This window comes from Burkholderia pseudomultivorans, assembly GCF_001718415.1.
GTDB lineage: Bacteria > Pseudomonadota > Gammaproteobacteria > Burkholderiales > Burkholderiaceae > Burkholderia > Burkholderia pseudomultivorans_A.
The window spans coordinates 4478423-4504055 of sequence record NZ_CP013378.1; the positions used below are offsets into that span (position 1 = coordinate 4478423).

29 protein-coding genes are annotated in these 25633 nt (G+C 67.2%); 6 read left to right on the plus strand and 23 right to left on the minus strand.

Features of this window, described 5'->3' with window-relative positions; genetic code table 11:
- Window positions 1-3: 3 nt before the first annotated feature.
- The 3 genes from WS57_RS33005 to WS57_RS33015 are packed head-to-tail and all read right to left on the minus strand — an operon-like array spanning window position 4 to window position 2539.
- Window positions 4-1116, minus strand: a complete 1113-nt coding sequence (locus WS57_RS33005) for a COX15/CtaA family protein (RefSeq protein WP_069245344.1) — start codon at window positions 1114-1116, stop codon at window positions 4-6.
- Between the two features lie 25 nt (window positions 1117-1141).
- Window positions 1142-1768, minus strand: a complete 627-nt coding sequence (locus tag WS57_RS33010) for an SCO family protein (RefSeq protein WP_069245345.1) — start codon at window positions 1766-1768, stop codon at window positions 1142-1144.
- 60 nt (window positions 1769-1828) lie between these two features.
- Window positions 1829-2539: an SURF1 family protein gene (locus WS57_RS33015; protein ID WP_060299180.1), complete on the minus strand. Its 711-nt coding sequence runs from the start codon at window positions 2537-2539 to the stop codon at window positions 1829-1831.
- A 90-nt stretch (window positions 2540-2629) separates the two neighbouring features.
- On the opposite strand from WS57_RS33015, the gene WS57_RS33020 reads away from it, so the two are divergent.
- Window positions 2630-2839 carry a twin transmembrane helix small protein gene (locus WS57_RS33020; RefSeq protein ID WP_009690480.1) on the plus strand — a complete coding sequence of 70 codons (210 nt, stop codon included), beginning with the start codon at window positions 2630-2632 and terminating at the stop codon, window positions 2837-2839.
- A gap of 186 nt (window positions 2840-3025) precedes the next feature.
- Here the strand turns inward: WS57_RS33020 and WS57_RS33025 are convergent, their stop codons facing one another.
- From WS57_RS33025 to WS57_RS33060, 8 genes are all read right to left on the minus strand, one after another.
- Window positions 3026-3883 (minus strand): cytochrome c oxidase subunit 3, encoded by an 858-nt coding sequence (locus tag WS57_RS33025; RefSeq protein WP_009690481.1) that lies wholly within the window; start codon window positions 3881-3883, stop codon window positions 3026-3028.
- Between the two features lie 137 nt (window positions 3884-4020).
- The gene (locus WS57_RS33030) at window positions 4021-4221 is read right to left on the minus strand and encodes a DUF2970 domain-containing protein (RefSeq protein WP_009690482.1); all 201 of its coding nucleotides are present in this window, start codon (window positions 4219-4221) and stop codon (window positions 4021-4023) included.
- A gap of 15 nt (window positions 4222-4236) precedes the next feature.
- Window positions 4237-4848: a cytochrome c oxidase assembly protein gene (locus WS57_RS33035; protein WP_009690483.1), complete on the minus strand. Its 612-nt coding sequence runs from the start codon at window positions 4846-4848 to the stop codon at window positions 4237-4239.
- Window positions 4849-4883: 35 nt separating this feature from the next.
- Complete coding sequence (locus WS57_RS37770) at window positions 4884-5024, minus strand: cytochrome oxidase small assembly protein (protein WP_027789063.1); 141 nt, start codon at window positions 5022-5024, stop codon at window positions 4884-4886.
- A gap of 69 nt (window positions 5025-5093) precedes the next feature.
- Window positions 5094-6701, minus strand: a complete 1608-nt coding sequence (ctaD, locus tag WS57_RS33045) for a cytochrome c oxidase subunit I (RefSeq protein WP_009690485.1) — start codon at window positions 6699-6701, stop codon at window positions 5094-5096.
- A gap of 43 nt (window positions 6702-6744) precedes the next feature.
- Window positions 6745-8349, minus strand: a complete 1605-nt coding sequence (gene coxB, locus WS57_RS33050) for a cytochrome c oxidase subunit II (RefSeq protein ID WP_069245346.1) — start codon at window positions 8347-8349, stop codon at window positions 6745-6747.
- A gap of 56 nt (window positions 8350-8405) precedes the next feature.
- Window positions 8406-8930, minus strand: coding sequence for a DUF2244 domain-containing protein (locus WS57_RS33055; RefSeq protein ID WP_059512633.1), 525 nt, complete (start codon window positions 8928-8930; stop codon window positions 8406-8408).
- Between the two features lie 195 nt (window positions 8931-9125).
- A complete protein-coding gene (locus tag WS57_RS33060) occupies window positions 9126-10091 on the minus strand; it encodes a methyltransferase domain-containing protein (protein ID WP_059512631.1) in 966 nt (321 codons plus the stop codon).
- An 83-nt stretch (window positions 10092-10174) separates the two neighbouring features.
- Between WS57_RS33060 and WS57_RS33065 the strand changes: the two genes are divergently transcribed.
- On the plus strand, window positions 10175-10999 hold the full coding sequence (locus WS57_RS33065; protein ID WP_069245347.1) for a ComF family protein: 825 nt from the start codon (window positions 10175-10177) through the stop codon (window positions 10997-10999).
- 111 nt (window positions 11000-11110) lie between these two features.
- Window positions 11111-11581, plus strand: a complete 471-nt coding sequence (trmL, locus tag WS57_RS33070) for a tRNA (uridine(34)/cytosine(34)/5-carboxymethylaminomethyluridine(34)-2'-O)-methyltransferase TrmL (protein WP_009695671.1) — start codon at window positions 11111-11113, stop codon at window positions 11579-11581.
- 16 nt (window positions 11582-11597) lie between these two features.
- On the opposite strand, the gene WS57_RS33075 is transcribed toward trmL, so the two are convergent.
- From WS57_RS33075 to WS57_RS33095, 5 genes are all read right to left on the minus strand, one after another.
- On the minus strand, window positions 11598-12122 hold the full coding sequence (locus WS57_RS33075; RefSeq protein ID WP_009695672.1) for an O-acetyl-ADP-ribose deacetylase: 525 nt from the start codon (window positions 12120-12122) through the stop codon (window positions 11598-11600).
- Between the two features lie 65 nt (window positions 12123-12187).
- A complete protein-coding gene (locus WS57_RS33080) occupies window positions 12188-13186 on the minus strand; it encodes an NAD(P)H-dependent glycerol-3-phosphate dehydrogenase (protein ID WP_009695673.1) in 999 nt (332 codons plus the stop codon).
- Window positions 13187-13212: 26 nt separating this feature from the next.
- Complete coding sequence (secB, locus tag WS57_RS33085) at window positions 13213-13704, minus strand: protein-export chaperone SecB (RefSeq protein ID WP_006752068.1); 492 nt, start codon at window positions 13702-13704, stop codon at window positions 13213-13215.
- Between the two features lie 102 nt (window positions 13705-13806).
- A complete protein-coding gene (gene grxC / locus WS57_RS33090) occupies window positions 13807-14067 on the minus strand; it encodes a glutaredoxin 3 (protein ID WP_009695674.1) in 261 nt (86 codons plus the stop codon).
- Window positions 14064-14486, minus strand: coding sequence for a rhodanese-like domain-containing protein (locus WS57_RS33095; RefSeq protein ID WP_009695675.1), 423 nt, complete (start codon window positions 14484-14486; stop codon window positions 14064-14066). Before WS57_RS33095 ends, grxC begins: the two co-directional genes overlap by 4 nt.
- Before the next feature lie 135 nt (window positions 14487-14621).
- On the opposite strand from WS57_RS33095, the gene gpmA reads away from it, so the two are divergent.
- The 3 genes from gpmA (at window position 14622) to WS57_RS33110 (ending at window position 18020) form a co-directional block, all read left to right on the plus strand.
- Window positions 14622-15368 (plus strand): 2,3-diphosphoglycerate-dependent phosphoglycerate mutase, encoded by a 747-nt coding sequence (gene gpmA, locus WS57_RS33100; RefSeq protein WP_009695676.1) that lies wholly within the window; start codon window positions 14622-14624, stop codon window positions 15366-15368.
- Between the two features lie 226 nt (window positions 15369-15594).
- A complete protein-coding gene (locus WS57_RS33105) occupies window positions 15595-17145 on the plus strand; it encodes a S41 family peptidase (RefSeq protein ID WP_059601030.1) in 1551 nt (516 codons plus the stop codon).
- A 122-nt stretch (window positions 17146-17267) separates the two neighbouring features.
- A complete protein-coding gene (locus tag WS57_RS33110; protein ID WP_040128276.1) occupies window positions 17268-18020 on the plus strand; it encodes a HesA/MoeB/ThiF family protein in 753 nt (250 codons plus the stop codon).
- 59 nt (window positions 18021-18079) lie between these two features.
- On the opposite strand, the gene ptsP is transcribed toward WS57_RS33110, so the two are convergent.
- The 7 genes from ptsP to WS57_RS33145 form a co-directional block, all read right to left on the minus strand.
- A complete protein-coding gene (gene ptsP, locus WS57_RS33115) occupies window positions 18080-19852 on the minus strand; it encodes a phosphoenolpyruvate--protein phosphotransferase (protein WP_059512689.1) in 1773 nt (590 codons plus the stop codon).
- A 202-nt stretch (window positions 19853-20054) separates the two neighbouring features.
- Complete coding sequence (locus WS57_RS33120) at window positions 20055-20324, minus strand: HPr family phosphocarrier protein (protein ID WP_009695680.1); 270 nt, start codon at window positions 20322-20324, stop codon at window positions 20055-20057.
- A 66-nt stretch (window positions 20325-20390) separates the two neighbouring features.
- The gene (locus WS57_RS33125) at window positions 20391-20861 is read right to left on the minus strand and encodes a PTS sugar transporter subunit IIA (RefSeq protein ID WP_040128277.1); all 471 of its coding nucleotides are present in this window, start codon (window positions 20859-20861) and stop codon (window positions 20391-20393) included.
- 232 nt (window positions 20862-21093) lie between these two features.
- The gene (gene gshB, locus WS57_RS33130) at window positions 21094-22050 is read right to left on the minus strand and encodes a glutathione synthase (protein ID WP_040128279.1); all 957 of its coding nucleotides are present in this window, start codon (window positions 22048-22050) and stop codon (window positions 21094-21096) included.
- Window positions 22051-22077: 27 nt separating this feature from the next.
- Window positions 22078-23367: a glutamate--cysteine ligase gene (gshA, locus tag WS57_RS33135; protein WP_009693775.1), complete on the minus strand. Its 1290-nt coding sequence runs from the start codon at window positions 23365-23367 to the stop codon at window positions 22078-22080.
- Between the two features lie 242 nt (window positions 23368-23609).
- Window positions 23610-25118: an ammonium transporter gene (locus WS57_RS33140; protein ID WP_059482781.1), complete on the minus strand. Its 1509-nt coding sequence runs from the start codon at window positions 25116-25118 to the stop codon at window positions 23610-23612.
- Between the two features lie 32 nt (window positions 25119-25150).
- Window positions 25151-25489 carry a P-II family nitrogen regulator gene (locus WS57_RS33145; RefSeq protein ID WP_006398175.1) on the minus strand — a complete coding sequence of 113 codons (339 nt, stop codon included), beginning with the start codon at window positions 25487-25489 and terminating at the stop codon, window positions 25151-25153.
- Window positions 25490-25633: the final 144 nt, after the last annotated feature.

A 25633-nucleotide genomic window follows, 5' to 3' on the forward strand; every position in this document is an offset into this window, starting at 1 on the left:
CGGTCACGCCGGGGCGGCGTCGCGCGCGGGCTGCACGACACGGCCGGGGCGGCTTGAAAGGATGCGAAAGTTTAACATGACGACGAGCAGCAGCAGGATCGCGGCGCCGCCGTTATGGGCGACCGCGACCGGCAGCGGCCACTGCAGCACGATGTTGGTCAGGCCCGTCAGGAACTGCAACAGCACGACCAGCAGCACGCCGTTCGCGGGCCGCCGCAGCGACTCGAAGCGACGCATCTTCAGCGCGAACGCGACCAGATACGCGACCACCACGAACGCGAAGGTGCGGTGCGTCCAGTGGATCGCGACCAGCGCATCCTGCGTGATCGCGTCGCCGTCCTTGGTCATCCCGAGCGCGCGCCACAGATGGAAGCCCTGCGCGAAATCCATCGGCGGAATCCACTGGCCGTTGCAGGTCGGGAAGTCGGTGCAGGCGAGCACCGCGTAGTTGGTGCTCACCCAGCCGCCGAGCGCGATCTGCACGACCAGCAGCACCAGCGCCGCGAGCGCGGCCGCGCGGTAGCGGCCGGCCTCGGGGTCGTACAACGGCAGCGGCGTCTGCCGCGCCGCAAGCCAGCCGAGCGTGCCGAGCAGCGTAAGGCCGAGCAGCAGGTGGGTCGTGACGATCACCGGCTGCAGCTTCATCGTCACCGTCCATGCGCCGAACACGCCCTGCACGACGATCAGCAGCAGCAGGCTCGTCGGCCACCACGGCGACACGCGCAGCGGACGGCGGCGCAGCCGCGCGGACCACGCGATCACGACCTGCGCGATGATCAGCACGCCGATCGCCATCGCGAAATAACGGTGGATCATCTCGATCCACGCCTTGGTCATGCTGACCGGGCCGGTCGGCATCGCCTGATGCGCGGCCGTGATCGCCGCGTGCGCGATGAACGGCGACGAGGTGCCGTAGCAGCCCGGCCAGTCGGGGCAGCCGAGGCCCGAATCGGTCAGCCGCGTGAAGCCGCCAAACATCACCAGGTCGAGGGTCAGGAACGTCGTGATCCACACCAGCTTGCGGAACTTGTTGTCGTCGGCCTTCACCCACACGTACGACAGCGGCAGCAGCGCGATGCAGAAGCCGATCAGGCCGAGTTGCAGTAAATAGGACATCGGTAGGGTGCCTCTTCGTCTCGCCTTAGCCGATGCTCGACCACTTCAGCAGCTTCGTGACGTCCGCCTTGATCTTGCTGGGGTTCGGGTTCTTCGGGAAGCGCATCATCAGGTTGCCGTTCGGGTCGACCAGGTAGATGTGGTCGGTGTCCCGCGTGCCGGCGTCGACCGGCAGCCAGGCGGCGACCGCGGCCGGGTCGGCGACGAGCCGGCGCGTATCCGGATACGCGTCCAGCACCTTCTGCGGCACGGCGCCCGCATCGCTGCGCAGCCACACCATCGTGATCCGGTGCCGCTCGCCGGCCTGCGTGACGCGGATCTGGCGCATGAAATAGAGCTTCTGCGCGCATGCGTCGTCGCACGCGCTGCGGTCGGCCATGACGAACAGCCATACGCCGCGCAGCGACGACAGCGGCACCGTCTTGCCGGTTTCGTCGGTGACCTGCAGGTCGGCCGGAATTGGTCGCTGCGGCTCGATCAGCGTGCCGTAGTTGGTCGAGCCGCCCTTCGGCTTGATCACGTAATAGGTGAAGTACGACGCGATCATCGGCGCCGCGCAGACGAGCCCGAGCAGCACGAGCATCCAGCGGCCGCGCTTGCGGGCCGCGGGCGAAACCGGCGCGGCGGCCGGACCCTGACGGGAAGATTGCATGGACAAATCAGACCTCTCGAAACGAACCCGCGGCGCAGGCGCCGCGTCCGGGCATCGCGCTCACGCGCCGGCCGACTTCTTCGCCGCACGCCTTGCCGCGTACAGGCCGAAACCGAGCGCGGCCGCCGCCATGCCCCACCACTGAAACATGTAACCGTAATTGCGCTCGACGCCGGTCGTCGCCGCCGGCCAGTCGCGCACGAGCTTGTCGCCGTCGTCGCTCGTCTGCTGGATCACGAACGGCTGCAGCGGCAGCCCGGTTTCCTGCGCATACGCGGCGACGTCGAGGTTCTGCCGGATCTTCTGGTGCGGCGCCGAACCGCCTTCGCCGAGCTCGAACGCGCGCGACGCGTCGGCGCGCGCGATGCCCTCGATTTCCACCTCGCCTTGCGGCGTCGCGAACGGCTCGATCGCGGTGCGATCGGCGATGTTGCGCGGCAGCCAGCCGCGGTTGACCAGCACGTAGCCGCCGCCCGTGAGTTTAAACGGCATCACGACGTAGAAACCCGGCTGGTCGTTATACGGCCGATTGTCGAGGAACACCGCTTGCTCGGGCATGAACCGGCCCTTTGCGCGCACGCGGTGAAACTCGATCGACGCGAGCGGCAGCGGCTGCGCGCCGACCTCGACGGGCGCCGCGTGCTCGTAGCGGACGATGTTTTCCTGCAGCGCTTCCTTCTGGTGCGCGCGGTCGCGCTGCCAGAAACCGAGACGGATCGTGACCGCGACGACGACGAGGATCAGCAGCGCAGGCAGCCAGCGGATCTTCATCGGGCCGCCCGTTCGCGCCAGGCGCATTCGCGAAAGCGAAGTGCGATAATTATCCTCTTCCTTTCGAATTGCCGTCGTCCGGTTCGTGTCATGCACATCCTCGTTCCCATCGCCTTCGTCCTCATCATTGCCAGCATGGGCTCGGCGCTCTACTTCATGATGCACGACCGCGGCCATACGAAACGCATGGTCTGGTCGCTCGCCACCCGCGTCGGGCTGTCGATCTCGCTGTTCCTGTTCATCCTGCTCGCGAACTGGATGGGCTGGATCCATTCGACCGGCCTGCCGATCGGGCGTTGATGCCGCCGTCGCGGCGGCCGCTGTGACCGCTGTGACATATCGCCGCATGGCCGCGCCACCAAGCAAAAGCGCCGCCTGACTGAGTCGCGGCGGCGCCCGGGCGGTGCTGGCCGCCGGCAGCGCTCCGCCGCCCGGCCCTCACCAACGAAAACGGCCCGCGCATTGCTGCGCGGGCCGTTTTTTCATTTACAGCCAGTAGACGACGACGTACAGGCCGAGCCAGACGACGTCGACGAAGTGCCAGTACCACGCGGCGCCTTCGAATGCGAAGTGGTGATCGGGCTTGAAGTGGCCGCGGATCATCCGCACCAGCACCACCGCGAGCATCGTGCCGCCGAGGAACACGTGGAAGCCGTGGAAGCCCGTCAGCAGGAAGAACGTCGAGCCGTAGACGCCCGAGTTCAGCGTCAGGTTCAGTTCGTTGTACGCGTGGTAGTACTCGAAGCCCTGCAGGAACAGGAAGCAGACGCCGAGCACGAGGGTCGCGGCCAGCCAGGCGATCGCCTTCTTGCGGTGATCTTCACGCAGTGCGTGGTGCGACACCGTCAGCGTCGCGCCCGACGACAGCAGCAGCGCGGTGTTCAGCGTCGGGATCGGCCACGGGCCCATCGTCTTGAAGTGACCGGCGAGCGCGGCCGGGCCTTCGTTCGGCCACACGGCGGAGAAATCCGGCCAGATCAGCTTGTAGTCGAGGCTGCCGAGCTGATGCAGCGCGATTTCGCGCGCATAGAACAGCGCACCGAAGAACGCGCCGAAGAACATCACTTCGGAGAAGATGAACCAGCTCATGCTCCAGCGGTACGACTTGTCGACGTTCTTGCCGTAGTGGCCGCCTTCGGACTCGGCGATCGAATCGCCGAACCAGTGGTACAGCGTGAAGAGCAGCCACAGCAGGCCGAGCAGCGCCGTGTACGGCGCCCAGTCGTGACCGTTGATCCACAGTGCGACCGACCCGAGCATGACCAGCAGGCCGACGGCCGCGCTGATCGGATGCTGCGACGGATGCGGCACAAAATAGTACGGGGTCTGGTTTTGACCGCTCATGCTTGATTCTCCACTTCAGTCCAATTTGTGTACCGGAAACCGCTCCGGATATATTTCTTGCGCGGCGCGACTGCCCTGCCGCTACGCTTTCCCGCACGAAGCGCCGAGGCGCTCCGCACTGCATTCTGTTGCACCGCCTAGCCGACCACCGCGCGCACGATCAGGATCAGCACGCCGATGAAGACGCCGGCCGCGAGCAGCGCGACGATCAGCACGTGCAGCGGATTCAGCTGCGTCGCGTCCGCCTCGAGGTCGCGGCGCTTGCGCACGCCGAAGAACGACCACAACACGGCTTTCAGCGCCTGAGCGAACGATCCGCCTCGCTTGACCTCCGTCATCTCGCCCCGCCCTCGTCACGCGTCCGGCTTTGCCGCCGCGCCCTGCGTCGCCGTGCTGCGCGTCGCGGGCGCCGGCGATGCCGGCGTATTCAGTTCGAAGAACGTGTACGACAAGGTGATCGTCTTCACGTCCTTCGGCAATTTCGGATCGATCACGAACACCACCGGCATCTTGCGCGACTCGTTCGCGGCCAGCGTCTGCTGCGTGAAGCAAAAGCACTCGATCTTCTTGAAAAACTCCGTCGCCTGCTTCGGCGCGTAGCTCGGAATCGCCTGCGCGACGACCGGCCGGCCCTGCCCGTTCGTCACGTCGTACACGATCGTCGTCAGCTCGCCCGGATGCACGTCGAGGCTGTTGTGCTCCGGCTTGAAACCGAGCGGGCCGCGCGCGTTCGCGTCGAACTCGACCGACACGGTACGACTGGTGTCGACCTGCGTATTCTTCGCCTCGCGCTCGCTGACGTCGCGCTGCACCAGGTTGTTGATGCCCGTGATCTGGCAGATCGCGCGATACATCGGGATCAGCGCAAAGCCGAAGCCGAACATCAGCAAGGCGACGACGAACAGCTTCGCCAGCATCGAACGATTGAACGCGCGATCGGCGGCGCCCGCTTCCGGCTTCGACATACGACAACTTCCTCGCTACAGCGTCAGTTACTGCATCAGTGAGTGGACAGCCACCACTGCTTGATCACGACACCCACAAAAAAAACGGCGGCGATGACGAGCAGGATGAGGCCGAGCCGCTTGTTGCCCGCGCGGATCTGCTCGGGCGTTCGTCTTTGTTGTGGATTCCGGTTCATCTGAAACTTCGTTTCGGCGTCCGCCGCGCCTGCCTGCGCGGCAGGCAGCGGCGGAACGCGCGGTGACACTTATTCGACGTGCGGCGGTTGCTCGAACGTGTGGAACGGAGCCGGGCTCGGTACCGTCCATTCGAGGCCCGTCGCGCCATCCCACGGCTTGTCGGCAGCCTTCTCCAGCTCGCCGCCGCCACGGTAGGCCGGCAGCACGACCGCGAACAGGAAGTACACCTGCGCGAGGCCGAAGCCGAATGCGCCGATTGTCGCGACCTGGTTGAAGTCCGTGAACTGCGCCGGGTAGTCCGCATAGCGGCGCGGCATGCCGGCGAGACCGACGAAGTGCATCGGGAAGAACGTCAAGTTGAAGAAGATCATCGACGCCCAGAAGTGGATCTTGCCGCGCGTCTCGTTGTACATCCAGCCCGTCCACTTCGGCGACCAGTAGTACCAGCCCGCAAACAGCGCGAACAGCGAGCCGGCCACCAGCACGTAGTGGAAGTGCGCGACCACGAAGTAGGTGCCGTGATACTGGATGTCGAGCGGCGCCATCGCGAGCATCAGGCCCGTCAGACCGCCGAACGTGAACACGAACAGGAAGCCGATCGCGAACAGCATCGGGGTTTCGAACGTCATCGAGCCGCGCCACATCGTCGCGAGCCAGTTGAACACCTTCACGCCCGTCGGCACCGCGATCAGCATCGTCGCGTACATGAAGAACAGCTGGCCGGTCACCGGCATGCCGGTCGCGAACATGTGGTGCGCCCAGACCATGAACGACAGGATCGCGATCGAAGCCGTCGCGTACACCATCGAGCTGTAGCCGAACAGCGTCTTGCGCGCGAACGCCGGGATCACCTGCGACACGATCCCGAACGCCGGCAGAATCATGATGTACACCTCGGGGTGGCCGAAGAACCAGAAGATGTGCTGGTACATCACCGGATCGCCGCCGCCTGCCGCGTTGAAGAACGACGTGCCGAAGTGGCGGTCGAACAGCACCATCGTGATCGCGCCTGCCAGGACCGGCATCACGGCGATCAGCAGGTACGCGGTGATCAGCCAGGTCCACGCGAACATCGGCATCTTCATCAGCGTCATGCCCGGCGCGCGCATGTTCAGGATCGTCACGACGATGTTGATCCCGCCCATGATCGACGACGCGCCCATCAGGTGCACCGCGAAGATCGCGAAGTCCATGCCCGGGCCCATCTGCGTCGACAGCGGCGCGTACAGCGTCCAGCCGGCGGCCGTCGCGCCGCCCGGCGCGAAGAACGAGCCAACCAGCAGCACGGCTGCGACCGGCAGCAGCCAGAAGCTGAAGTTGTTCATCCGCGCGAACGCCATGTCGGAGGCGCCGATCTGCAGCGGAATCATCCAGTTCGCGAAGCCGACGAACGCCGGCATGATCGCGCCGAACACCATGATCAGGCCGTGCATCGTCGTGAGTTCGTTGAAGAACTCCGGACGCATGATCTGCAGGCCCGGCTCGAACAGCTCGGCACGGATGCCGAGCGCCATCACGCCGCCCGACAGGAACATGATGAACGAGAACAGCAGGTACAGCGTACCGATGTCCTTGTGGTTGGTGGCGAACAGCCAGCGCCGCCAGCCGTGAGGCGTTTCGTGCGCGTGGTCGTCGTGCGCGTGGTCCGCGGCTACGTCGTGCCCGATGCTAGACATGAGAATCTCCTAATGCGAATACGTCGACTAACTCAGCGACACGTCAAGCCGCCGGCCCGATCTCGACACGCCGCGCTTCCTTCGCGTCGGCGCCGCCCGTGATCGTTTCCGGCTTTTTGAGAACAATGTGGTCTTCCGCCACGCCTGCGGCCTTCAGCGCGTCGCGCACGGCTTGCGCGCGATGCTTGGCCAGTTCGGCGTTCGCGTCGGCCGAGCCCGTCTTGTCGGTGAAACCCGACAGCGCGAGCTTCGCGTCCGGATGTGCCTTCGCATAGTCGGCCGCCGCGGCGATCGCCGCCTTCGCGTCGGCCGGCAGCGTGCTCTTGCCCGTCTCGAAGTAGATCGTCGACAGCGCGGCCGAGGTTGCCGCGGCCGGCTGTTCCGCTGCGCCCGATGCGGCTTGCGCCGGCGCCGAAGCGGCTTCGGACGGTGCCGATGCGGCCGCTGCGGCGCCCGCGGTGTCTTCCGGCATCTTGCCGTTGCGCGCGTCGGCGACTTGCTTCGGCTGCAGCAGGTCGTTCTTGTGGTTGCCCCACGAGTTGCGTTCGTACGTGATGACCGATGCGATGTCGAGATCCGACAGCGACGCCCACGACGGCATCGCGCCCTTGCCATGCAGCACGCGCTCGACGTGGCCGGCGATCGGGCCGTTCACGATCGGGCTGCCGTCCATCGCCGGGAACGCGCCGAGACCCTTGCCGTTCACCTGGTGGCAGGCCGCGCAGTTCGCCTTGTAGACTTCCTCGCCGTGCGCGACGAGTTCGGCCATCGTGTAGACCTTGTTCGGGTCGACCGCCGCGCCGGCCATCTTGGCCTTCTGCGCGCTCACCCACTTCGCGTAGTCTTCATCCGACAGCACTTCGACGACGACCGGCATGTACGCGTGCTCCTTGCCGCACAGCTCGGTACAGAAACCGCGGAAGGTGCCGACCTTGTCGGCCTTGAACCACGTGTCGCGCACGAAGCCCGGGATCGCATCCTGCTTCACGCCGAACGCGGGCACGTACCACGAGTGGACGACGTCGTTCGCGGTCGTGATGATGCGGATCTTCTTGTTGACCGGCACGACGAGCGGGTTGTCGACTTCCTGCAGATAGGTGTCGGTGATCGGCTTCTTGCCCATCACTTCGTCGCGCGGGGTGGTCAGCGTCGACAGGAAGCCGATGCCCTCGCCCGGGCCCTTCACGTAGTCGTAGCCCCACTTCCACTGGTAGCCGGTGACCTTGATCGTGAGATCGGCGTTCGTCGTGTCCTTCATCGCGACGACGGCCTTCGTCGCCGGCAGCGCCATCAGCACGACGATGATGAACGGCACGATCGTCCAGATGATTTCGACGGTCGTGCTTTCATGGAAATTGGCGGCCTTGTGGCCCTTGGATTTGCGATGCGCGAAGATCGAATAGAACATCACGCCGAACACGCCGATGAAGATCACCGTACAGAGGATCAGCATCATCGTGTGGAGATCGTAGAGCTCCTCGGCGATCTTCGTGACAGGCGGCTGAAAATTGATTTCATTGACGCGGGGGCCGCCCGGGCTGTCACCGACCGCCAGAGCGGCACCGGCAAAGAGCAATCCGCTGCATGCCAGCACGCCCGTGAGGGCTCGCTTGATTGTTTTCATAGCATCCTTACCCAAAATTTCCATTCAAACCCTCCCCCGTCGCCAGCCGCCTGCCTGTTGCTGCCGGCGAGCCTGCCTCGTCAGCCGCAGCGCCGGAGCGACACGCGCAGTTCGTCGGCGAACTGCGCACGCTTGTATTGCGCGAGATGCTGCCCGATTACGACGGTCTGCCCGCGCGACACCAGTCGAATCGGGTCGCGTGGCGTCGCGCCCGGCTCGACCCGCACCCAGCGCGGGTTGAATTCGATCTGCGTGAACCGCTCCGCATCCATCCGCTCGATCACGAGCCGGTGCGGAAACAGCCTGATGCGCTCGTAATCGACCGCATGGCGGGCGTAGATCGCAAACGCGACGCCCACGACCAGCAATTCGATTCCGGTGAAGGGCATGACGAGCCACGCCCCCCGCCACATCAGCAACGCCGCGATCACCAGCGAGAAGCCCGCGAGCGACGCGTAAAACAGCACGAACTGGCGCGGCGACACCGAACAGTTGCGTTTAATGAGCCAGTCGTTCAGGACCGGTTCGTCGTCCGCCGTCTCCGCCAAAACCCTCGCTGCTTCCATCGCCGCCTCACGCGAATGGCATGCGATGCATGCCTGCATCGGACTCGCCGCCCCGTATTGCGGGGACCCCGGGACGACAAGCTGACGCATTATAGGCGGGTTCAATGGCATCCACAAGCAAGCGGCTATCGGCCCGCGAGCCAAGCGCGACAAGCTTCCCGGCCATTTCAGCCGTCAATTCGACCCCGCTTTGCACCGCTAATTTCAGACATAACAAAACCCCTCTTTACCGCTTTACCGATTCTTCGGACGCCCCTTTCCGATGTCTTCGATACGCACGATTCCGTGCCCTTCCGCAGTCGTGCGCGGCACGGCTTTCCATGCGTGCCCGTAGATCACCTCGAAGGTCAGCGCGATCGTGCCGTCGGCGCGCCGGCGCGCGTCGAGCGCGTCGCCGAGCGCCTGCCGGAAGCGCCGCGCAGCCTGCCGCGGCGCGCTGCGCTCGAACGGATAGGCGCCCCAGCGGCGCACGTCGGCCAGCAGCGAATCGGGGGATTTGTAGGTGACGGTCAGCACTTCCTGATCCATCACGGGGATCTCGAAACCGCTTTCGACCAGCATGTCGCCGAGGTCGTGCATGTCGACGAAATCGATCACGCGCGCCGCGTTCGGCGCGATGCCGAGCGCCGCTTCCGCCTCCGCGCAGGCCGCGCGCAGCTCGCGCAGCGTGTCGGGACCGAGCGTGCTGAACATCAGCAGGCCGTTGACGCGCAGCACGCGCTGCCATTCGGGCAGCACGGCGTCGGGGCGCGAATGCCAGTGAAGGGCGAGGTTCGACCAGATCAGGTCGAACGCGCCGGCCGCGAACGGCAGCGCGGAGAAGTCGGCCTGCGCGACGCGCGGGCCGCGCTGGCCGAGCGCCCGGCCGAGCGACGCGGGCAGCCAGCGGCGCCAGCTCGTCTGCTCGATCTCGCGCTGCGCGGCCCGCACGAGCATCGCGCCCGACAGGTCGACGCCGAACACGGGCGCCTCCGGGAACCGCGCGCGCAGCGCCGGCAGGTCGTCGCCCGGGCCGCAGCCCGCATCGAGCACGGCCGTCGGGCTGACCTTGATGTATTCGAGGCGCTCGTTCATCCGCTGCGCGATCTCGCGCGGCAGGAACGCGACCGCGTCGAAGGTGGCGGCGCGGCGGTCGAAGATCCGCCGCAGACGCCGTGCGTCATTGGCCGGACGGCCGGTTGAAGTCGAAGCTGGGGACATGTCGGGCACACTGGCGAAGAGCCCGAAGTATACTCGCTCGCCTCGCGGGCTTCAGTGAGGCGGGGCCGCAAGGAGTGTTCGCGATGGTCCGTCGTTCCGTTCCGCGCCCCGTGCGCGTCGTTTTGTCGCAGGTTCGCGCGCTGGCGGCGCGCATTGCAACGGTCGCGCTGCCGAATCGCTGCGCGCTGTGCGGCAATTTGTCACATGCCGTGATTTGCACCGCGTGCGACGCCGCGTACTGGAACGAAGCGCGGCTGCGCTGCGACATGTGCGCGGTGCCGCTCGGCATCGGGGCGTCGCGTCGGCGCGACCGGCATACCGGTTTCGGGCATACCGGCTCCGGGCGCACCGGCGCCGCACGCGCCGCCGCATACCGCTGCAAGGCCTGCCGCACGGCGCCGCCGCCGTTCGACGCGACGCTCGCGCTCGCCGACTACCGCGCGCCGCTCGACGGGCTCGCGCGCGGGCTGAAGTTCCATGCGCGGCTCGCGCTCGGCGCGGAATTCGCGACGCGGCTCGCGCGGCTCGTCGACGATACGCGCGGCGCGGGCGGCTTCGACGTGGTGGCGCCCGTGCCGCTGTCGCACCGGCGGCTCGTCGCGCGCGGCTACAACCAGGCGTGGGCCATCGCGCGTCCGCTCGCGCGCCGGCTCGGCGTGCGCGCCGACGCGACGCTGCTCGCGCGCGTCGCCGACACCGCACCGCAGTCCCGGCTCGACCGGCGCGCGCGGCGCGACAACGTCGCCGCGGCCTTCGCGGTCGCGGGCGACGTCGCGGGCCGCCACGTGGCGCTGGTCGACGACGTGATGACGTCGGGCGCGACGCTCGCGGCCGCCGCGCATGCGCTGAAGGCGGCCGGCGCCGCGCGCGTGACGAATCTGGTTGCGTTGCGCACCGCGAGGGATTAATTAGATAGCAGCATCGAAGGCCGGCCGCCGCCGTGCGGCCGGGCCGCCATGAACCGGCCGTCGCGCCCGGGCCGAACCGTCCGGCCGCGCACGGCCCAGCCGATCCGAAACATGTTCAACGTCGTCCTCGTCGCCCCCGAAATTCCGCCGAACACCGGCAACGTGATCCGTCTGTGCGCCAATACGGGCGCGCGCCTGCACCTGATCGAGCCGCTCGGCTTCCCGCTCGACGACGCGAAGATGCGCCGCGCGGGCCTCGACTATCACGAATATGCGCAGATGCAGGTGCATCGCGACTGGGACGCGTTCGTCGCGGCCGAATCGCCCGACCCGGCACGCATGTTCGCGTTCACGACCCGCGGCTCGGGCCGTTTCCACGACCATGCGTTCCTGCCGGGCGACTGGTTCGTGTTCGGCTCGGAAACGCGCGGCCTGTCCGCCGACGTGCTCGAGCGCTTCGCGAACGAACAGCGCGTGCGCCTGCCGATGCGGCCGGGCAACCGCAGCCTGAACCTGTCGAACACGGTCGCCGTGGTCGTGTTCGAGGCGTGGCGCCAGGCCGGCTTCGAAGGCGGCGCATGACGGCGCCCGGCCGGCGCTAACGGCGCGCGAGCCGCGCGCGATACAGCGCGTGGATGTCGGGGGAAAAGCACGCGAACACCACGCGTGCGAGGCTCGGCGCCTGCGGCAGCGTCTCGATGACGGTGCCGACCGCGATGTCGACGGCCTCGTCGGCCGGATAGCGGTAGATCCCGCAGCTGATCGCGGGAAACGCGATCGACGTCGCGGCGACCTCCTCGGCCAGCTCGAGCGCGCGCCGGTAGCACGACGCGAGCAGCTCGGGCTCGCCGCGGCCGCCGCCGTGCCACACCGGGCCGACCGCATGGATCACGTAGCGCGCCGGCAGCGCGTGGCCGCGCGTGAGCTTCGCGTCGCCCGTGTCGCAGCCGCCGAGTGTGCGGCATTCGGCGAGCAGGCCGGGGCCGGCCGCGCGGTGAATCGCGCCGTCGACACCGCCGCCGCCGAGCAGCGAACCGTTCGCGGCATTGACGATCGCGTCGACGTCGAGCGTCGTGATGTCGACGAGCTGTGCGTCGAGCATGGTGGAACCGATCTGCAGCATGACACCCTCCCGAAAACGCCGGAGACGGTTCAAGCGTAGTGCGCTTTCGCGCGTTGCGCGCGGCGTTACTCGGCGCGCGCGTCCCGCCGCAGCAGCCCGCTGACCGCGTCGCGCGGCGCGATGCCGTCGAACAGCACGCCGCAGACGGCTTCGGTGATCGGCATCTCGATCGCATGCGTGCGCGCGATCGCGAGCACGGCCTGCGCGCAGCGCACGCCTTCGGCCACATGGCCGAGCGCACCGAGAATGTCGTTCAGCGACCGGCCGGCCGCGAGCTGCAGCCCGACCGTGCGGTTGCGCGACAGGTCGCCCGTCGCGGTGAGGATCAGGTCGCCGAGGCCCGTGAGGCCCGTGAAGGTCTCCGTGCGGCCGCCGAGCGCGACGCCGAGCCGCGACATTTCGGCAAGCCCGCGCGTGATCAGCGCGGCGCGCGCGTTCAGCCCGAGGCCGAGCCCGTCGGCGATGCCGGTCGCGATCGCGAGCACGTTCTTCACCGCGCCGCCCACCTCGACGCCGACCACGTCGTCGCCCGTGTAGATCCGCATCGCGCCGTGATGGAACGCGGCGAGCGTGCGCTCGCGGCAGGCGGCGGACGCGCTCGCGACCGTCAGCGCGACAGGCAGACCCTGCCCGACCTCGCGTGCGAAACTTGGCCCCGACAGCACGCCGTTGCTGCGCTGCTCGGGCAGTTCGGCCGCGATCACCTGATGCGGCAGCAAATGCGTGTCGGCCTCGAAGCCCTTGCAGACCCACACGACGTGGGCGGGCACGCAGCCGGCATCGCGCATCGCGCGGCACAGCGTGCGCAGCCCGGCCACCGGCGCGGCAATCACGCACAATGCGTCGTCCGCAGCGCCGTGCGCGAGCGCGACGCCGAGCTCGGCGTCGTAGCGCAGCGCGTCGGGCAGCGCGATGCCGTCCAGATAGCGGGAATTTTCGTGCCGGGCCTGCAGCCCGGCGATCAGCGCGGCGTCGCGCGCCCAGAGAAGCGTGTCGTGCCGCGCGGCCAGATGGCCCGCGAGCGCGGTGCCCCAGGCACCGGCGCCGAGAACGGCTACTTTCATACCCAGCACCGGTCCGCAGTGAAACGTCAGTTCAGCGTCGTGCCATTCGGCGCGCCGTTCGGTGCGCCTGCTGCGCCGGCCTGCTGCTGAAGCTGCGCGAGACGCTGCTCGTACAGCGCCTGGAAGTTGATTTCCGCGAGGTGGATCGGCGGGAAGCCCGCACGCGTGATCGCGTCGGCGATGTTCGAGCGCAGGTACGGGAACAGGATCGTCGGGCACGCGATGCCGACCAGCGGATCGAGCTGTTCGTCCGGAATGTTGCGGATGTCGAAAATGCCGGCCTGCTTCGCCTCGATCAGGAACGCGACCTTGTCCTTCACCTTCGCGGTGACGGTGCCCGACACGACGACTTCGAACACGCTCTCGGCCAGGCGCTCGGCCTTCACGTCGACCTCGACTTCAACCGACGGCATGTCCTGCTCGAGGAAGATCGCCGGCGAATTCGGCTGCTCGAGCGACATATCCTTCAGGTAGACGCGCTGGATGTTGAAGAACGGTTGATTTTCGACGTCGGACATGGTGTTTCCCTAAAAGTGGTAACGGGCCGCCGGCTGCTGCCGGCGTCCCCGGATGAATCCTGCGCGCGGGCCGCGGCGCGACCGGCGGCCATTCTGCCCTAATCAGGCCGCTTGCAGAAGCGGCACGAGGCCGCCTTCGCGGTCGAGCTTCGACAGATCGTCGTAGCCGCCGACGTGCGTGTCGCCGATATAGATCTGCGGGACCGTGCGACGGCCCGTGCGCGTCATCATTTCCTCGCGGCGCGCCGGATCGCGGTCGATCAGCACCTTCTCGATCTGTTCGACGCCGCGCAGCTTCAGCAGGCGCTCGGCCTGGATGCAATACGGACACACCTGCGTGCTGTACATGACAACCTTGTTCACTTCGCCACTCCTTGTTTGACGACCGGCATCCCGGCCTGCTGCCAGGCGGCGACGCCGCCTTCCAGCACGTGCACCTCGGCATAGCCCGCCGCCTCGACCTCGCGCGCCGCCTTCTGCGACTGCTGGCCGTTCTGGCAGACGAGCAGCACCGGGGTGCTCTTGTTCTTCGCCACCTGCGCAATTTTCGCGCCGATCTCGCCCGCCGCGACCTGGCGCGCCGACGGCAGATGCCCCGCCGCGAATTCGGACGCGGCGCGCACGTCGATCACGACCGCGTTGCGGCGATTGATGAGCTGCGTCGCCTCGGCAGCCGAGAGGCCGCCGCGGCCGCGGCGCAGCGCCGGCCAGGCCAGCAGGCCGCCCGACACCAGCAGGATCGCGATGAGGGCCAGGTTCGTGTAATCGGTAAAGAACTTCACGGAATTCCGCCGGAAAAAGAGAAATCGGAAAAGGACAATCCCGCCATTATAAAATAACCGACTTGCGCGATGGCGCGCCCGGGCTCGGGCGCCGTGCGACGCGTACCGCTTCCTTCACTACCGACCGCAAGATCCATGTACAAACTCGTTCTCATCCGCCACGGCGAATCGACGTGGAACAAGGAAAACCGCTTCACCGGCTGGGTCGACGTCGACCTGACCGAACAGGGTCGCAACGAGGCCTACCAGGCCGGCGAATTGCTCAAGGAGGCCGGCTACGCGTTCGACATCGCGTATACGTCGGTGCTCAAGCGCGCGATCCGCACGCTGTGGCACGTGCAGGACCGGATGGACCAGATGTACCTGCCGGTCGTCCACTCGTGGCGCCTGAACGAGCGCCACTACGGCGCGCTGTCGGGCCTGAACAAGGCGGAAACGGCCGCGAAGTTCGGCGACGACCAGGTGCTGGTCTGGCGCCGCAGCTACGACACGCCGCCGCCCGCGCTCGAGCCGACCGACGAACGCGCGCCGTACAACGACCCGCGCTACGCGAAGGTGCCGCGCGAGCAGCTGCCGCTCACCGAGTGCCTGAAGGACACGGTCGCGCGCGTGCTGCCGCTGTGGAACGAGTCGATCGCGCCGGCCATCCGCGCCGGCAAGCAGGTGCTGATCGCCGCGCACGGCAACTCGCTGCGCGCGCTGATCAAGTACCTCGACGATATTTCGGACAGCGACATCGTCGGCCTGAACATCCCGAACGGCGTGCCGCTGGTGTACGAGCTCGACGAAAACCTCAAGCCGATCCAGCACTATTACCTCGGCGACCCGGACGCGATCGCGAAGGCGCAGGCCGCCGTCGCGAAGCAGGGCAAGGCCGGCTAAGGTCCCGTCCCCCTGCGGTGCGGCCCGCCCGGGCCGCGCGAACCTTCGCGGCCCGGGCACTGTCGAACCCGCTTCGAGCGCGTTGCGCGCGCCGCCGGGCAGGCCCGGCCGGCGCAATCCGCCGGATCCGTTTCGCACCGTTCCACTGAGTAATCGGACGAACAGTTATACTTGTCCGCTACATCCCCGCTACCGCCACGCGCTTCCCGACCGCACCAGACTCTCTATGCGAATGAAATTGAAGAACATCGGCCTGATTGCCGCGGGCCTCGCCACGGGCGTGTTCGCCACGCTGCAGATTTCCGCATCGGCCGAGCAGACCGCCACGGCGCCGCTTCCCCTCGACCAGCTCCGCCTGTTCGCGGAAGTGTTCGGCCAGATCAAGCGCGAGTACGTCGAGCCGGTCGACGACAAGAAGCTGCTGACGGCGGCGATCAAGGGCATGGTATCGAGCCTCGACCCGCACTCGTCGTTCCTCGACAAGACCGACTATGACGAGCTGCAGGAGCAGACGAAGGGCCGCTTCGCGGGTCTCGGCATCGAGATCTCGCAGGAAGACGGCCTCGTCAAGGTGATCTCCCCGATCGAGGACACCCCTGCGTTCCGCGCCGGCATCCGCCCGGGCGACCTGATCACGCGCATCAACGACAAGCCGGTGCGCGGCATGACGCTCGACAAGGCCGTCAAGCAGATGCGCGGCGAGCCGGGCACCAAGGTCACGCTGACGATCTTCCGCAAGAGCGACGACCGCACGTTCCCGGTCACGGTCACGCGCGCGATCATCAAGGTCCAGAGCGTGAAGATGAAGATGCTCGACCCGGGCTACGCGTACATCCGCATCACGAGCTTCCAGGAGCGCACGACGCCCGATCTCGCCGCGAAGCTGCAGGACATCGCGCGCCAGCAGCCGAACCTGAAGGGCCTGATCCTCGATCTGCGCAACAACGGCGGCGGCCTGCTGCAGAGCGCGGTCGGCGTCGCCGGCGCGTTCCTGCCGCCCGACTCCGTCGTCGTGTCGACCAACGGCCAGATCCCCGATTCGAAGCAGGTCTATCGCGACACCTACGACAACTATCGCCTGCCGTCCTTCGACGGCGATCCGCTGAAGAACCTGCCGCCGATCTTCAAGACGGTGCCGATGGTCGTGCTGACCAACGCCTATTCGGCGTCCGCATCGGAAATCGTCGCCGGCGCGCTGCAGGATTCGAAGCGCGCGCAGATCATGGGCAAGACGACGTTCGGCAAGGGTTCGGTGCAGACGGTCCGTCCGATGACGGCCGACACCGCGCTGCGCCTGACCACGGCGTACTACTACACGCCGAGCGGCCGTTCGATCCAGAACAAGGGCATCACGCCCGACGTGCCGGTCGATCAGTACGCGGACGGCGATCCGGACGACGTGCTCGTGACGCGCGAGGTCGACTACTCGAACCACCTCGCGAACACGCAGGACCCGAACGAGAAGAAGGAACAGGAAGAGCGCGAGCAGCGCCGCATGGATCAGCTGCGCATCCTCGAGGAGCAGAACGACAAGAAGACGCCGGAGCAGCGCCAGAAGGATCGCGATCGCAAGCCGATCGAGTTCGGCAGCGCCGACGACTTCATGATGCAGCAGGCGCTCAACAAGCTCGAAGGCAAGCCGGTCCAGGAATCGAAGTCGCTGCTCGCCGAGAGCACGGCCAAGAGCCCGGCGGGCAAGCCGGCCGCGGCAGCGAAGGCGTCGGGCGCAAGCGCGAAGCCGGCGTCCGCGCCGAAGCCCGCGTCGACGCCGCAGTAAGCGCCGAGCGGCATCCGACGGGCCATCGCGGGAAGACCGCGATGGCCCGTTTTTCATGCGCGCCTAAAATACGCGAACATGCACGCGCCGCCGCCCGCGGCGCGCTTCGCCCGACACGCCCCATGAACGACGATCAACTCCTCCGCTACTCCCGCCACATCCTCGTCGACGAAATCGGCATCGAGGCCCAGCAACGCTTTCTGGATGCGCATGCGATCGTCGTCGGCGCGGGCGGCCTCGGTTCGCCCGCGGCGATGTATCTCGCGGCATCCGGCGTCGGCACGATCACGCTGGTCGACGCGGACACGGTCGATCTCACGAACCTGCAGCGGCAGATCCTGCATGCGACGGCGTCGGTCGGCCACAGCAAGGTCGAATCGGGCCGCGACACGCTCGCGCGGCTGAATCCCGAGGTGACCGTGCATGCGGTCGCGGCCCGCGTCGACGACGCCTGGCTCGGCGAACACGTGCCGCGCGCAAGCGTCGTGCTCGACTGCACCGACAACTTCGCGACGCGCCACGCGATCAACCGCGCCTGCGTCGCGCACGGCGTGCCGCTCGTATCGGGCGCCGCGCTGCGCTTCGACGGGCAAATCAGCACGTTCGACTTCCGCGACGCGGCCGCGCCCTGCTATGCGTGCGTGTTTCCGGAAGACCAGCCGTTCGAGGAAGTTGCGTGCGCGACGATGGGCGTGTTCGCGCCGACGGTCGGCATCATCGGCGCGATGCAGGCCGCCGAGGCGCTGCGCGTGATCGGCGCAATCGGCACGACGCTCAACGGCCGGCTGATGATGCTCGATTCGCTGCGCATGGAATGGACCACGATGAAGATCGCGCGCCAGGCCGACTGCCCCGTGTGCGGGGGCCGGCACTGACGCGCATCGAACGCATGCGCCGCGCGCGCATGCGTGACACTGTGCAACGATAGCGAACGCTACGCGGCGGCGTCCGCGCGCGGCTCCGCGACCGCGAGACGCTTCAGCGCCGCCTGCACTTCCTCCGGTTCGAATGCGGCGAGCACGTCGGCCGCCGGTTTCTCGAGCGCCTTCAGGTGCGCGCGCAGGATCTCCTGCTTGACGACCAGCAACTGGCTCGGATGCATCGAGAACTCGGTGAGCCCCATCCCGAGCAGCAGGCGCGTGAGCGCCGGATCGCCGGCCATCTCGCCGCACACCGACACCGGCACGCCGGCGCGCTTCGCTTCGCGCAGGGTGTACGCGATCAGGTGCAGCACCGCCGGATGCAGCGGGTCGTACAGGTGCGCGACCGCGTTGTCGGCGCGGTCGATCGCGAGCGTGTACTGGATCAGGTCGTTGGTGCCGATCGACAGGAAATCGAAGCGCTTCAGGAACAGCGGCAATGCGATCGCCGCGGCGGGAATCTCGATCATCGCGCCGATGCGCACGTTCGGATCGTAGGCGAGCCCCGCATCGTCGAGCTGGCGCTTCGCCTCGCGGATCAGGTCGAGCGTCTGGTCGATCTCCTGCGCGTGCGCGAGCATCGGGATCAGGATCTTCACCTGCCCGAACGCGGACGCGCGCAGGATCGCACGCAGCTGCGTGAGGAACATCTGCGGCTCGGACAGGCTCCAGCGGATCGCACGCAGGCCCAGCGCCGGGTTCGGCGCGGTTTCGTAGCCTTCGTCGAGCGCCTCGAGCGGCTTGTCCGCGCCGACGTCGATCGTGCGGATCGTGACGGGCATCCCCTTCATCCACTCGACCGCGCGCTTGTACGCGGCGAACTGCTCTTCCTCCTCGGGCATCTCCTTCTGATGCATGAACAGGAATTCCGAACGGAACAGCCCGACGCCGACCGCGCCGGCCTCGACGGCCGCCTTCGCGTCGTCGGGCAGCTCGATGTTGGCGTACAGCGCGATCGGCGTGCCGCACAAGGTCTGCGTCGGCGAGAACTTCAGGCGCTGCAGCTTGCGCTGCTCGAGCAGCTTCTCCGACTGCCGGTACGAATATTCCTCGAGGACGATCGGCGCCGGATCGACGATCACGATGCCCTGGTCGCCGTCGACGATGATCAGGTCGTCCTGGCGGATCAGCGCGCTCGCATGCTGCACGCCGACCGCGGCCGGAATGCCGAGGCTGCGCGCGACGATCGCGGTGTGCGACGTGCGGCCGCCGAGATCGGTGACGAAGGCCTGAAACGTTTGCGTCTTGAACTGCATCATGTCGGCCGGCGCGATGTCGTGTGCGACGACGATCATCTCGTTGGTGCCGTTCGCGGCCGCGCCGTCGAGCGCCTGCGCCGCGGACGGCGCACCGGCGAGCGCCTTCAGCACGCGCTCGACCACCTGTTCGATGTCGGCCTTGCGCTCGCGCAGGTATTCGTCCTCGATGTCGTCGAAGTGGCGCGTGAGCAGTTCGAGCTGCTCGGTCAGCGCCCATTCGACGTTGTAGCGCCGCGTGCGGATCAGGTCGATGGTTTCCTGGACGAGCATCGCGTCGCCCAGGATCATGGCGTGTACGTCGATGAATGCGCCGACTTCGCTCGGGGTATCGTCGGTCAGGTCGGCGCGCAGCGCGTCGAGTTCGCGATGCACGGCATCGAGCGCCGTGCGGAAGCGCTCGACCTCGGCGTCGATCTGGGTCGCCTCGACCAGGTAATGGGCGACGTCGAGCGCCGCCGGCGCGATCAGATACGCTCGCCCGATCGCGATACCTCTTGAGACGGGAATGCCATGCAGCGTGAAGGACACGCGCACCTCCTCTGTACATGTAAAGCCGCGGCACACTGCTGCGATGCGCTTATGACCCCGGATACCGATTATAAATTCCGCACGCTGCCGCTGACTGCATGCAGCGCAGCATTGCGCGTTCTGCATCAATGCTGCCGGCGAAAAAAATGCCGCGGAATCCGCGGCATTCTGACTGGAATCTGAAACGATCCTGTGCGTCGGATCATTGCCCTTCGCCGAACTTGTCGGCAATCAGCTTCAGCAGCGCGTCCATCGCTTCCTTTTCGTCGGGCCCTTCGGTCTCGATCGTGACCGTACTGCCGATGCCCGCCGCCAGCATCATCACGCCCATGATGCTCTTCGCGTTGATCTTGCGCCCGTTGCGCGACATCCAGACTTCCGACTGGAAATTGCCGGCCAGTTGCGTGAGCTTGGCCGATGCGCGCGCATGGAGCCCCAATTTGTTGACGATGGTGGTTTCTTGTTGAAGCATGATTCTCGGTCGGGTCGGTCGGGGCCGCCGGCGGCGCGCGTCGGCGGCACGGTCTAAAACGGATGCTCAGTGTGATTCGGTGCGCGGCTGCGGCTCGGGCGGAATCGGCGCGCACTGCCCGCAACCGGTTTCCGAAGGCGGCGGCGGCGTGCCGGCCGCGACTTCGTGGACGCCCTTCGCCCCGCCGGACAGCGCCTTGTCGACGAGCTTGTCGAGCGGCATCGTACGATAGCAGACCGCACGCACCAGCATCGGCAGGTTCACGCCCGCCAGCACGCGCACGTTCGCGATCTTTGCGAGCTGGCCCGCGATGTTCGCCGGCGTCGCGCCGTACATGTCGGTCAGCACGATCGCGCCGTTCTCTTCCTTGAGCCGCGCGAGCTCTGCGTGCGCGAATGCCATCACCTGGGTCGGATCGCTGTCCGCCTGCACGTCGATACAGCCGATGCGTGCGGGCACGCCGCCGTAGATGTGCGCGATGCAGTCCCGCAGCGCGGTCGCGAGCGGCGCGTGCGCGATGATCAGAATCCCGGCCATGTCAGATCGCTCCCTGCCGCCCCTGGCGGGCCGACGCCCCGCGGCGGGGCAACGAGCGTAGCGAGTATGGGGATCGTTTCATGTTCAGCCTTGCAACAGTAGCGGCCCGACCGCCGGGCCTTCGGCGCGTCGCAGCGCGGCGCCGGGCAAGCGGGCATTGTAGCAGGCCGGTCATGCCGGGCCGGCGACGGGGGACCTGCGCGGCCGCCGCCGGTCTTGCGCGGAACGCGGCCTACGCGGCCGCACGCTCCAGCGCGTCGATGAACATCGCGGCGACGTCGAAGCCCGTCTGCTCCATGATTTCGCGGAAACACGTCGGGCTCGTGACGTTCACCTCGGTCAGCCAGTCGCCGATCGCATCGAGGCCGACCAGCAGCAGCCCGCGCGACGCGAGCACCGGGCCGAGCGCCGCGGCGATCTCGCGATCGCGTTCGGTCAGCGGCTGCGCGACGCCGAGCCCGCCCGCGGCGAGATTGCCGCGCACCTCGCTGCCCTGCGGAATCCGCGCGAGCGAATACGGCACCGGCTCGCCGCCGATCAGCAGGATGCGCTTGTCGCCGGCCTTGATCTCGGGAATGAATTTCTGCGCCATCACCGAGCGCGTGCCGTCGTGGCTCAGCATCTCGATGATCGAGCCGAGGTTCATGCCGTCCGGCTTCACGCGGAACACGCCCATCCCGCCCATGCCGTCGAGCGGCTTCAGGATCACGTCGCCGTGCTCGGCGTGGAACGCGCGCAGCCGCTTCGCGTCGCGCGTGACCAGCGTGGGCGCGACGAACTGCGGGAACTCGCCGATCGCGAGCTTCTCCGAATGGTCGCGGATCGACTGCGCGCGGTTGAACACGCGCGCGCCCGCGCGCTCGGCCAGTTCGAGCAGCCAGGTCGAGGTCACGTACTCCATGTCGAACGGCGGATCCTTGCGCATCAGCACCGCGCCGAACGATTCGAGGCGGCGCGCATCGACGGGCCCCGCTTCGTACCAGGTCTCGCGATGCAGGTCGTCCAGTTCGCCGACGAAGGTGATGCGCCGCACGTCGGCCTCGACGGCCGAGCCCGTCCATGCGAGCTGCCGCGGCTCGCACGCGTAGATCGCATGCCCGCGCCGCGCGGCCTCCGCCATCATCGCGTAGGTCGAATCCTTGTAGATCTTGAAGCGCTCGAGCGGGTCGGCGATAAAGAGAATGTCCATGCGGGTCCTGTACGTAGCGAAGGTCCGTTACACCTGGATGGCTTCGGGATCGGTCTTTTCCAGTTCGATCGACGACGCGATCAGCGACAGCCGCGCGACGACGCCGTACATGTAGAAGCGGTTCGGCGGCGCGGCGCCGGGCTTCGCGCCGGCATCGGGCAGCGCGGTGTGCTCGAAGCCGAGCGGCACGTAGTGCATGCCGGGCGCGTTCAGGTTCTGGTCGCGCTCGCGGCCGCCGTGCGTGCGGTAGAAGCCGCCGACCACGTAGCGGTCGATCATGTATACAACGGGCTCCGCGACTTCGTCGCCGACGCGCTCGAACGTATACACGCCTTCCTGCACGATCACGTCGCGCACCGCGAGGCCGGCCTTCGACTCGGCCATCTGCGCGCGCTCGGCCTTCGACAGGCGGCCGATCTCGGCCGCGTCGTGCACGGTCATCACGCCGCGCCCGGCGGTGCCCGCATCGGCCTTCACGACCACGTAAGGCTTCTCGCTGATGCCGTATTCGCGGTACTTGCGCGCGATCTTCTTCAGCACGCCGTCGATCGCGTCGGCGAGCGCCTGCTCGCCTTCATGCGCCTGCCAGTCGACGCCCTCGACGTGCGCGAAATACGGATTCACCATCCACGGATCGACGCCGACCATCTTCGCGAACTTCTTCGCGACGTCGTCGTAGCACGAGAAGTGCGTCGACTTGCGGCGCACGGCCCAGCCCGCGTGCAGCGGCGGCAGCAGGTACTGTTCGTGCAGGTTTTCCAGCACGGCCGGAATGCCGGCCGACAGGTCGTTGTTCAGCAGGATCGAGCACGGATCGAAGTTCTTCAGGCCGAGGCGGCGCTGCGAACGCTCGAGCGGTTCGAGCACGATCTTCTGGCCGTCGGCGAGCGTGATCGGCGTGATGTCGGTGATGCTCGGGTCGAGCGAGCCGAAGCGCACGTTCAGGCCGGCCTGGCGCATGATCGTCGCGAGCCGCGCGACGTTTTCCAGATAGAACGCGTTGCGGGTCGGCAGCTCGGGAATCACGAGCAGGTTCTTCGCGTCCGGGCAGATCTTCTCGATCGCGGCCATCGCGGCCTGCACCGCGAGCGGCAGCACTTCGGACGGCAGATTGTTGAACGCGCCGGGAAACAGGTTCGCGTCGACGGGCGCCAGCTTGAAGCCGGCATTGCGCAGGTCCACCGAACAATAGAACGGCGGCGTGTGTTCCTGCCATTCGAGCCTGAACCAGCGTTCGATCGCAGGCGTCGCGTCGAGGATCTTCTGCTCGAGTTCGAGCAGCGGACCGTTCAACGCGGTAACGAGGTGGGGAACCATGAATCACTCGCGAGCGGGAGAATGAAGATTGTAGAGCAATTGCCTTGCCCATTTGGGGATTGTTCCCGCCTTCACAAGGATATGGAGGAAGTTTCTGGCTATTGACCCGATAGCGTGCAGGGTTATCCGCTGCGGGGCCGCGCTGCAGGAGAAAAAAAACCCGCCGGGAGGCGGGTCGAAGTCGCTGCGCTCATTCGGAGCGGGCGTCGTCGTCGCGACCGCCCGCCGTACATCCTTGTCGCTTATTCGACATGCTCGCCGTGCAGGATCACGTCGAGGCCTTCGCGCTCCTCTTCTTCCGTCACGCGCAGGCCGATCGTCAGGTCGATCAGCTTCAGCAGCACGAAGCTCAGCACGCCGCTGTAGACGAGCGTGATCAGCACGCCCTTGGCCTGCAGCAGCAGGCTGCCGTCGGCGCCGCCGATGTCCTTGACCGCGAACACGCCGGTCAGCAGTGCGCCGAGAATCCCGCCCACGCCGTGCACGCCGAACGCGTCGAGCGAATCGTCGTAGCCGAGCTTCGACTTGAGCCAGGTCGCCGACCAGAAGCAGACGACGCCCGCCGCGATACCGATCACGAGCGCGCCCGCCACGCCGACGAAGCCGGCCGCCGGCGTGATCGCGACCAGACCCGCGACCGCACCCGACACGATGCCGAGCACCGAAGGCTTGCCCTTCGCGACCCATTCGGCAAACATCCAGCCGAGCGCCGCGCAGGCCGTCGCGACCTGCGTCGTCAGCATCGCGAAGCCGGCACGGCCGTCAGCCGCGACTGCCGAACCCGCGTTGAAGCCGAACCAGCCGACCCACAGCATCGAGCCGCCGATCATCGTCAGCACCAGGTTGTGCGGCGCCATCGATTCGCGGCCGTAGCCGACGCGCTTGCCGAGCACGAGGCACGACATCAGGCCTGCGATGCCGGCGTTGATGTGCACCACGGTGCCGCCCGCGAAGTCGAGCACGCCGTCGGCCGACAGCCAGCCGGTCGGCTCCCACACCATGTGCGCGATCGGCACATAGACGATCAGCGACCAGAGCGTCATGAACACCAGCATCGCCGAGAACTTCATGCGGTCGGCGAACGCACCGCAGATCAGCGCCGGCGTGATGATCGCGAAGGTCATCTGGTAGACGAAGTAGACCGATTCCGGAATCGTCGTCGCGAGATGGCTGACGGTCAGCGTCGTCGCCTTGTCGCCCTTGATGTAGTTCATGCCGTGCAGGAACACGCGCGACAGGCCGCCGATGAAGCCGTTGCCCGGCGTGAACGCGAGGCTGTAGCCGACCACCGTCCACAGCACCGTGATCAGCGCGGTGATCGCGAAGCTCTGCATCACGGTCGCCAGCACGTTCTTCTTGCGCACCATGCCTGCGTAGAACAGCGCGAGGCCGGGAATCGTCATGAACAGCACGAGCGCGGTGGACGTCAGCATCCACGCGGTGTCGCCCGCGCTGATCTTCGACGAATCGACCGAGAACGGCGCGGTCGGTGCGGCGGGCGCGGCCGCGGCGGCAGCCGATGCATCGGCCGGAGCCGAAGCGGCAGCCGAAGCCGGCGCGGCGGCGGCGGCCGAAGCGTCGGGCGCGGCGGAGGCCGTGGCCGCGGGTGCGGCGGCGGCCGACGCATCGGGCGCCGAAGCGGCAGGCGCGGACGCAGCCGCAGCGGACGCCGCGTCGTCCGCGAGCGCGGGGCCGACACCGGCCGCGATCAGCGAGCCGGCCATCAGCAGGGACATCAGAACTTTGCGCATCTTGGGTTTCCTCTTGTCGCTCGTCTTGTTTGTTACAGCGCGTCTGCGCCGGTCTCCCCGGTCCGGATCCGGATCACCTGCTCGATCGGCGTGACGAAAATCTTGCCGTCGCCGATCTTGCCGGTGCGTGCGGCCCGCTCGATCGCCTCGACGGCCTGGTCGACGAGATCGTCGGACACGGCCGCCTCGATCTTCATCTTCGGCAGGAAATCGACCACGTACTCGGCGCCGCGGTACAGCTCGGTATGCCCCTTCTGGCGCCCGAACCCTTTCACCTCGGTCACCGTGATGCCGGAGACGCCGAGGGCCGACAGCGCCTCGCGCGTCTCATCGAGCTTGAACGGCTTGATGATTGCGGTAATGAGTTTCATGAAGTCCTCTCGCTGGGTTGCCCCGTCGCATGGGTTGGATGTGTGACGGGTTCTCTTCAGCAACTCGCATGCCATGTCTGCGCGAGGCCCTTGTCGAATGGCTTTCACACGGGGTCGCATCCCTTCCGGACGGGCGCGAAACCC